This window comes from Paenarthrobacter sp. 22069 (genome assembly GCF_052046035.1).
Classification (GTDB): domain Bacteria; phylum Actinomycetota; class Actinomycetes; order Actinomycetales; family Micrococcaceae; genus Arthrobacter.
The window spans coordinates 1-8,569 of the sequence record NZ_JBQEQF010000021.1 but is presented as its reverse complement, the minus strand read 5'-3'; the positions used below and the strand labels follow the sequence as shown (position 1 = coordinate 8,569).

At 61.3% G+C, this 8,569-nt stretch carries 6 protein-coding genes; 2 read left to right on the top strand and 4 right to left on the bottom strand.

Annotation, left to right across the window (positions count from 1 at the left end; genetic code table 11):
• Positions 1 to 16 precede the first annotated feature (16 nt).
• The 4 genes from ACTJK0_RS16535 to ACTJK0_RS16520 form a co-directional block, all read right to left on the bottom strand.
• Positions 17 to 1,279, bottom strand: a complete 1,263-nt coding sequence (locus ACTJK0_RS16535; protein ID WP_440745925.1) for an amidohydrolase family protein — start codon at positions 1,277 to 1,279, stop codon at positions 17 to 19.
• A 63-nt stretch (positions 1,280 to 1,342) separates the two neighbouring features.
• Positions 1,343 to 1,798, bottom strand: a complete 456-nt coding sequence (locus tag ACTJK0_RS16530) for a GAF domain-containing protein (protein WP_110541847.1) — start codon at positions 1,796 to 1,798, stop codon at positions 1,343 to 1,345.
• Between the two features lie 41 nt (positions 1,799 to 1,839).
• Positions 1,840 to 3,513 (bottom strand): hydantoinase B/oxoprolinase family protein, encoded by a 1,674-nt coding sequence (locus ACTJK0_RS16525; protein ID WP_110541846.1) that lies wholly within the window; start codon positions 3,511 to 3,513, stop codon positions 1,840 to 1,842.
• A gap of 10 nt (positions 3,514 to 3,523) precedes the next feature.
• Positions 3,524 to 5,575, bottom strand: a complete 2,052-nt coding sequence (locus ACTJK0_RS16520; protein ID WP_440745924.1) for a hydantoinase/oxoprolinase family protein — start codon at positions 5,573 to 5,575, stop codon at positions 3,524 to 3,526.
• A gap of 681 nt (positions 5,576 to 6,256) precedes the next feature.
• Here ACTJK0_RS16520 and ACTJK0_RS16515 point away from each other — a divergent pair.
• Complete coding sequence (locus tag ACTJK0_RS16515) at positions 6,257 to 7,609, top strand: MFS transporter (protein ID WP_440745923.1); 1,353 nt, start codon at positions 6,257 to 6,259, stop codon at positions 7,607 to 7,609.
• Complete coding sequence (locus tag ACTJK0_RS16510; protein ID WP_110541844.1) at positions 7,606 to 8,424, top strand: aspartate/glutamate racemase family protein; 819 nt, start codon at positions 7,606 to 7,608, stop codon at positions 8,422 to 8,424. The genes ACTJK0_RS16515 and ACTJK0_RS16510 overlap by 4 nt, the downstream gene beginning before the upstream one ends.
• Positions 8,425 to 8,569 lie beyond the last annotated feature (145 nt).

Genomic DNA, 8,569 nt, shown 5'->3' with positions numbered 1-8,569 from the left:
CCCCGCGGGTACGCCATCAGGCGTGAACGCCGCAGATGGACTCGTCCATGGTCGCACGACCGTCCGGAAGCCCGTTTGGAGACACAATCCACCCCGCCTTGATGACGGTGCGGTTCCGGCTCTCGTCCCACAGCACCGAGGGCTCGTCGAAAGGATCGCCATCCAGTATCACCAGGTCCGCGCAGGCCCCCTCCGCAATGCGGCCCAGGTCTTCGCGCCGGAGCAGTGCCGCGTTCGTTGAGGTCGCAGAACGAAGTGCGTCGTAAACGCCGAGCACTTCGCACTGCAGGCGAAGCCCGGCCAGCTGTTCATCCTCAAGCTCACCCATGAGATCGCTGCCGAAGCCAATCCGGACACCGGCGTCGCGCGCCAGCGCGACGGCGTTCTTGCCGGCGGCCAGTACTTCCTGGTTCTTGGCGGCGCCCACCTCGGTAAGTCCGATTTCCGCTCCACGGCGGCCCATGGCGTCGTACGTCACCAACGTTGGCACGAGGTAGACATCATGCTCCGCCATGAGGCGCGCGGTTTCAGCATCCAGTAGGTTGCCGTGTTCAATGCAGCGCACTCCGTTGAGGACTGAGTGCGTGATGGCTTCCGGTGAGTAGGCGTGGGCGGTGGCGTAGCTGCCCCGCCGCGATGCCTCTTCGGTGACCACGCGGATTTCCGCCGCGCTGTACTGGGGCACACGGATCGGATCCACCGGAGAAATCACTCCTCCCGAGGTCATGAGCTTGATGGCCGTTGCACCGGTCCGGAACCGGTGGCGCACCGCCAGCAGCAGGTCCTCGACGCCGTCCACCACCTCGCACATGTGGCCGCCATGGAAGCAGCTTCCATCGTTCGCGGCGCGGATGTCGCCGTGGCCGCCGGTCTGGCTCAGCGCCGGACCGGTAAAGAAATACCGGGGACCGGGGTACAGTCCTTCCTCGATGGCAGTTGCCAGGCCTACGTCACCCCCGGCCACATCCCGCACTGAGGTGAAGCCCCGGCCGAGCGCGGCCTCAAGCCTGCGGGCACCGGCCAGAGCTGAGTAGCTCAACGGCCCGGTTTCGTTTGTCGCCGACGTCAGGCTGAGCGCATAGGCATGGAAGTGGGCATCGATGAGGCCGGGAATCACCACCCGGCCGCCGGCGTCCAGTACGACACTGCTATCTTCCACCTCCCGGCCTATGCTCGTGATCCGGCCATCCCGGATGCTGATAGAGCCCTCAACCAGGTCTGGTGATTCACCGTCGAAGATTAGGGCGTTCCGAATTGTCAGGATTCCCGAAATGGTCACGTGTGGTTCCTTTGTGTTGGCCTTCGCGGGCGGGCCCCCAATTGATGCCCGCCCGCGAAGGAACTAGTTGGCGCTGGTAAGGGCTTCTTCGAGCAGATGCACAGACCGCCCTGCGACGTCCACGGCTGCGTCCACCGAACTCTGGTCGTAGCTGCCTTCAGGGCCGAGGAAATTCATGGATCCGATGGTCTGGCCGTTGCTTACGACCGGAACGTTTACGATCGCCCCGCAGCCCAATGACTCGATGGTTGCCGAGTCAAAGAAGAACGCGCGGACCGCCTCCTTATCCGCCCCCAGGAACGGCTGCTGGCCGATGAGGACCTGCTCCAACCACACGGGGTTGGTGTCTCCCGCGAGGGTCTTCTTTCCGCCCACCGGGTAGACCTCGGGGTGGGTTGTGTAGATGCGCGCCATGCTGGTTCCTTCGTCGGCGATGACGGAGGCGGTAAAGAGCGTGACACCGACTGCTTCCTGGGCGTGAGCGTACACGTCCTCGAAGGATTCAAATTGGGTACTCATGGAGTCCTTTCTTTTCTTGATGGGAACCCATCCGTTGGTGCTCAATAGCCGTAGGCGGTCTTGGCGTAGTCTTCGGTGATGAAACCGTTGACGATGTCATAGGCGATGGCCTCGCGGGAGCGTTTGGAGACTTCTCCGAAGCCGCCGCCCCCTCCCACGGCGAGGCGGACGACGTCGCCGGCCTTGACCTTGTGGGCGTTCGCCTTCAGCGTGCGGATCTCATCAGTGCAGCCGGGGTTGATCACAACTTCCGGCCCTTGGGCGTCTGATCCGCCGAAGAGCCCCCAGGCAGGGGTTTTCGACCGCTCGAACCAGAGCCCGACCACGCAGTCAGCCAGGAATTCATATTCGCGCACCACGCCGTTGCCGCCACGGTACTGCCCGGGGCCTCCGGAGTTGGGGCGGATGGAGTACTCGTTGATCCGGAACGGGTAGCGGGTCTCCAGCATCTCGATGGGTAAGTCCTTGAGCGAGCCGTTGACGTTGTTGATCATGGCTGATTCACCATCCGTACCCTGCCAGGCACCCCAGCCGCCCAGGGTTGCTTCCATGGTGACGAAGTTCCGGCCGAAACGGGCGTCGAAACCGGCGGCAGTGATGATCATTGAGTCACCGTGGCTGGCGCTGGCGACGCGTTCGGGCATGGCAGGGGCCATTGCCTTGGAGACGAGGTCGATCAGCAGCCCCAGGTGGGAGAAGTACCACTGGCACGGGGCCGGTGTAACGGCGCCGAGCACTGAGCCGGACCGAACCTGGGTAGTCATTGGCCGGAATGAACCGCCGTTGGAGTTGGACTCCGGGCTGACTAGAAGTTTGTAGCCTACCCGCAGTGCCGAGACGGCCTGGGCGGCACCACAATTGACCGGGCCCAGGGTCTGGTCCGCCGATTCGGTGACATCGAAGTCAACGGTGTCGCCGGCCACAGTGATCCGCAGCTTGATCGGAATGGGAGTGTCCAAATTGATGCCGTCGTTGTCCAGGAAGCCCTCGGCTTCGTAGACCCCGTCCGGGATGTTGCGCACGGTCGCACGCTCAATTTCCTCCGTTTGGCGGAAGATCTCATCGCGGGCGGCATCCAACTGCTCCATCCCGTACCTACCCACCAGTTCCTTCATTCGGGTGGTCCCCATCCGGAGGGCTGCGATCATTGCATGCATGTCACCAATGGTCTGGTAGGGGAAACGCACATTGGTCCGGATCAGGTCAACAACAGAAGTCTCAATTCCGGCTTCGACCAGCTTCACCGGCCCCATCCTGAAGCCCTCCTGGAAGATGTCCGTCGAGTCCATTGAGCCGCCGACATCCTTGGACCCCATGTCCATCCAGTGCGCACGGGTGGCCGCGAATCCCACCACCGCGCCTTCGTCGAAGATCGGAGCAAAAAGGGTCACATCATTTAGGTGAGTGCCGCCCAAGTAAGAGTCATTGAGGATCCAAATGTCTCCTTCCTGCCAGACCTCGCGGCCGTACATCTCCTCTACAGCGATCGAACAGGTTTCGAGGTTGCCGAGGAACAGCGGCAGGCCGGCGGACTGTCCGAGCACGCGGTGTTCGATGTCGAGGAGGGCCACGACGCAGTCCCCGCCCTCATAGAGGATGGGTGAGTAAGCGGAGCGAATCAGGGTGGCGTTCATGTCATCCGCGGCGCTGGTGAGAGCGTTGCGGATTATTTCCACGGTGACGGGATCAAGGGTTTTGACTGTTGCAATTGTCATTTTTGGTACCTCAGTTTCCTTCGACGTCTTCAGAGCGGATGACCAGGGAGCCGAACTCGTCGACCTTGACTTTGAACCCGGGGGGAACCACGGTGGTGGCGGTCTGCTCCACGATGATGGCGGGTCCTTCGAATGTGTGGCCAGCCGCGAGATCATCCCGGCGGACTACGGTGGTGTCGTGCTCGACGTGGTCAAAGACCACGCGGCGGATTTCGTGCTTGAACCCCGGGTCCTGTGCGGTGACGTGACTGGGAGCTTCAAGTCGTCCCAGGTCGCCAACGGCCTGGGTGCGCAGTGTGACGATTTCGATCGGGGCGCCGAGGTTGGAGTGGCCGTAGCGCTCGTGGTACATCGCGGAAAAGCGGACAGCGAGGTTGGCAATGAAGTCGGGAGACCCCGGTTCGTCAGCGGACATTAGTGGAACGTTCAGGGAGAACTCCTGCGATTGGTAGCGGACGTCCACGGACGCCGTCGTGGCGCGGCTTTCCTCCGGGACTCCTTCCGAGACCAGAGACGACAAGCCTTCAACTTCCATCGAGCGCAGGACGCCGGCCATGTCTGCCACATCGATATCTTCGTCGAGGTAGAAGTAGGGTTCGGAGAAGTCCTTACGGATGTTGGTTTGCAGCATGCCCCAGGCGGAGAAGGCGCCGGGAAAGCGTGGAACGACAGTTTCCGGGATGCCAAGTTCTTTAGCAAGGAAGACGGCGTGCATGGGTCCGGCTCCGCCGAAGGCTACGAGCGAGAAATCGCGGGGTTCGATGCCCCGGGAGATGGTGATGGTCCGGATGGCCTGTGCCATCTGCGAGTTGGCGACGTCGCAGATGCCTTCGGCCATAGCGATGGGGTCCAGCCCGAGCTGGTCACCTACTGTTTTCAGGGCTGTTATCGCGGCTTCACGATCCAAGGCGACCTGTCCGCCGGCGAACCAGTCGGGGTCGACACGGCCGAGCACCAGGTTGGCGTCGGTAACGGTGGGTTCCGTCCCGCCGCGGCCGTAGCAGGCAGGCCCGGGATTGGCTCCTGCGGAACGCGGTCCGACCCGGAGGCCACCGGCTTCGAGCCAAGCGATGGAGCCGCCGCCAGCGCCCACGGTGTGGATGTTGACAACGCTCATGAGCATCGGCAGACCTTCAAGGTGGGCCTCCGTGGAGACGTCAGGCTTGCCGTCAACCACCAAGGAAACATCAAAGGATGTGCCGCCCATGTCCACACCGATGAGGTTGCGGTTTCCCGAGACACCCGCCAGTTCGACATCGCCCATGGCACCGCCGACGGGGCCGGAAAGTAGCGTTTGCAGCGGCCGCTTACGGGCGGACTCGGCGGTAAGGACACCGCCGGAAGACTGCATGATATGCAGCGGGGCTTCCACGCCTCGGTCGGTGAGTTTCTCTTCCAGGTCCGAGAGGTAGTTGCGTACTACAGGCCCCGTATAGGCTTCCACGACGGCGGAGGACGTGCGCTCGTATTCGCGCCATTCCTTGGCTGCTTCGTGCGAAAGGGAGACTGTGAACTCTTCCCCGAGTTCCTCGATCAGAATGTCGCGGGCCCTAAGTTCGTGCGCGGGGTTCTTGTAGCTGAACAGGAACGCAACGGCGACGGCGCCATACCCCTCATCCACTGCCCTGCGCGCTGCCTGGCGGACTGCCAGTTCATCCAAGGGCACGAGTTCCTGGCCTTGACTGTCCAACCTGCCACCGACGCCGATGACGTCCTTGCGCTCGACCAGCGGGGCAGGCTTGCGGTACTGGGCATTGTAGAGCTCAAGTCGGGGGCCGCGGGCAATGTGATATGTATCTTCTATGCCCGCCGTGGCCAGCAGCAGCACGGGAACCCCACGACGCTCAAGGAACGCATTCAGGCCCTGGGTGGTGCCGTGGACCAGGAAATCGATGTCCGAGAGATCATCAACTATCGATTCGAGGCCTGCGATGACCCCGGCACTCAGGTTCCCCGGCGTAGTGGACGCTTTGGTAGCGGCGTAGGTGCCAGCGTCCTGATCGTACGCCACGATGTCTGTAAAGGTTCCGCCGATATCCATCGACACCCTGTAGTTCGGCATGTGTATCTCCTCATGGTTGCGGAATCGAAATGGTTCCGGAATGGAACTTCCCGTGTGGGAGATCACGGTACAAATGGGGCTGACCAAGATGCTGGGCATACTGCATGAATCGGCTACGGCTGGGCAGGCAGAGTGCATAAAAGTGCCGTGCGCGCACCGAAACTACCGGGGCCGGTGGGCTCCGCAGAATGAGCCGGAGGTTTTACTTATTTGGCCCTTGCCTCTCGCCGGGCGGCGAGAAAGTCGCTTCCGGTGGGCGTAGTGGCACGGCCATTCGCGCCCGGCAGCCGCAGGTGCTGGAGATGAACCCGGCTCTTACCCCTTTGACGATTCCTGGTACCCCATGTGCCAGTGGCGGTGGGCTTGGCAGCGGTGGGTCGAGAACGGCCCAATATTTCCAAAGCCACTAAAGTCCTTTGACCTGCGTAGAGGGTTGCGCATTTAGAAGCGCAGTGCTTTACGCCCAAACAGACAACTCAAAAAAGTGCAGAGTGAACACTGTTGGAGCGGCCATGGTTTGTAGTGTGATCGCAATCACTCGGCGGAGGGCTAGGCCCATCTACTCCGGGTGGAGGCTTGGATGAGCTGTTCCGAGGTGAATTCTTGATATCCGGACTGTTCTCCGTGCACAGAAAAACTACCCGTACTTCGTATCCTGTCCAAAATATCGGAGGTCAAGACATGTCCAGTATCGACCCACTCATTTCAGGGCAAGCGCCCGGGACGGCGAGCCCACCTCGCTCGATGGCCGTCGGGCACGCGTTCCGCGACATGCCTTTCGGGTCCATCCACTTTAAAATCTGCGCCATACTCTTCTTCGCTTTCGCAATCGAAGCCTGGGAAATGCTCATGCTCACCTACGTTGCTGGTGATTTGGCTACCAGCCTGCAGGTCGGCATGACGCAGGTAGGAATCGCCATCTCGGCGCTCTTCCTGGGCATGATCCCCGGGTCACTAATTTGGGGGCCCATCTCTGACCGGATCGGCAGGAAAGCCACGTGTGCATGGAGCTTCGCCGGTTATGGCGTCTTTACGCTCCTGAGTTGCTTCGCACCGAACTTTGAGACCCTCTCGGTGGCTCGCTTCCTCTCCGGGCTGTTGTTCTCCGGAGTCTTCACCGTGACTTTCCCCTATTTTGAAGAACTGCTCCCGGTTAAGGTCCGCGGAAAGGCCACGGTCTATCTTGCCGCAGGGTGGCCGATTGGTATCCTGGCCGCCCTCGGCACCGCTGCTCTGATCGGCGGCCACGGCTGGCGCTGGGTCATTGCTGTTAGCGCACTTGCCAGCTTGTGGGGCATCGTTCTGTACAAGGTCGTTCCGGAATCCCCGTACTGGCTCGCGAGGCGGGGGCGGAACGAAGAGGCGCACGATGTCCTCGACCATCTGGGAGCACGGGGCATCTCCCGTGGCACCATTTTCACCGTGTCGGAGGACGAGAAGCAGTCCATCTGGAGCCTCTTCAAGGGGAGGATGGGCCGGATCACGGTCATTCAAGTCCTCATCAACTTCACCTTCTCCTGGGGCTACTGGGGACTTCAATCGTGGATGCCAACATTGCTTGAAGGGCGAGGACTGAGCGCCTCATCAAGCTTTTCCTTCATCGCCCTGAGCGCGGTCCTCATGATCCCCGGGTACATGACGGCCTCCTACCTGACCGGACGCTTTGGCCGCAAATGGATATTCACGATCTACGTCCTCGCCGCCGCAGGCGGCGGTTTCTTCTTCGGTACAGCCGCAACCGAGACCGAGATGTATATCGGCATGTTCGCTCTGGCCTTTTTCGCCCTGGGAGCCTGGGGTGTCTGGGACACGTGGATGGGCGAGCTCTATCCCTCGGCCATGCGTGGCTCCGGTTACGGGTTCGGGGTTTTTGGTCAGCGCGTCGCAAATACAGTCGCACCGAGTCTTGTCGGTTTCCTCCTAGCCTCCGCCGCCGGAGCCACCTCGACAATTCTGTTTATCAACATGTTCTTGTTTGTCACGGTCATCCTTGGCCTGTTCTTGCCCGAAACCGAAGGAAGTGAATTGGAATGATCACGAACAATCTCGACGCTCGTGCAGAGAACGCCCGAATCCTATGGATCAACCCGCTCTACACCGATGTTTACAACCGCACTATGGCCGATTCCTTCCGACACATAGTCCGTCCCGGCACCGAAGTTGATGTCGTCTCCCTTGACGGAGAGGGCCCCTCCCATGTGGAATACAACGCCTTCGAAGCACTCATGCTTCCACAGCTGTTGCGCACCGTGCGGTGGGCGGAAGAAGAAGGCTATGACGCCGCCGTCATCGGGTGTTTTTATGACCCCGCGCTGCGGGCGGCACGCGAAATCACCGATCGGATGGTGGTTGTAGGGCCGGCGCACTCGGCGCTGAGCATCGCCGGCAGCCTGGGTGAGCGGTTCTCCATCCTCGTTGGACGGAATAAGTGGATTCCCGAGATGGCGGAGAACGTCCATCGCTGCGGCGCATCAGAGCGTCTTGCCTCATGGCGCGTGCTCGAGATGGGCGTCGATGACTTCCAAGAGGATCCGGCACTTACGGAAAAGCGGATCATGACCGAAGCCCGCGAGGCTGTGGAGCAGGACGGCGCAGACGTCGTCATCCTCGGGTGCACGGCTGAATTCGGATTCTTCCGAACGGTTCAAGAGGAAATTGGCGTACCCGTGATCGACGCGACTGTGGCCCCCCTCAAACACGCCGAGCAGCTCATCGACTCGGTCCGTCGGTTCGGTTGGACGCACAGCAAGCGCCTGGGCTACGACGGGCCGACTTCCCAGGAACGCCAGCGGTTCTTCCCGGCACTCGAGCCAAAGCACATGGTTTCAATGACCAGAGTGTTCGGGTAAATACGCCCCGCTTGTCAGGCTGGCTGATTGCGCTGTAAGCGGCCATGAAAAACTGCCCATAGGCGGCCACGAAATTGCCCACTGACGGCCAGTAGAACTGCCCACTGGTGGCCATGAGATCTGCCCACTTCCTCAACTGTTCCTG

What these genes read in the sequence shown, in the direction of transcription:
- ACTJK0_RS16525 (WP_110541846.1), bottom strand. Translation starts at nt 3,513, where the DNA reads ATGACAATTGCAACAGTCAAAACCCTTGATCCCGTCACCGTGGAAATA.
- ACTJK0_RS16520 (WP_440745924.1), bottom strand. Translation starts at nt 5,575, where the DNA reads ATGCCGAACTACAGGGTGTCGATGGATATCGGCGGAACCTTTACAGAC.
- ACTJK0_RS16510 (WP_110541844.1), top strand. Translation starts at nt 7,606, where the DNA reads ATGATCACGAACAATCTCGACGCTCGTGCAGAGAACGCCCGAATCCTA.
- ACTJK0_RS16515 (WP_440745923.1), top strand. Translation starts at nt 6,257, where the DNA reads ATGTCCAGTATCGACCCACTCATTTCAGGGCAAGCGCCCGGGACGGCG.
- ACTJK0_RS16530 (WP_110541847.1), bottom strand. Translation starts at nt 1,798, where the DNA reads ATGAGTACCCAATTTGAATCCTTCGAGGACGTGTACGCTCACGCCCAG.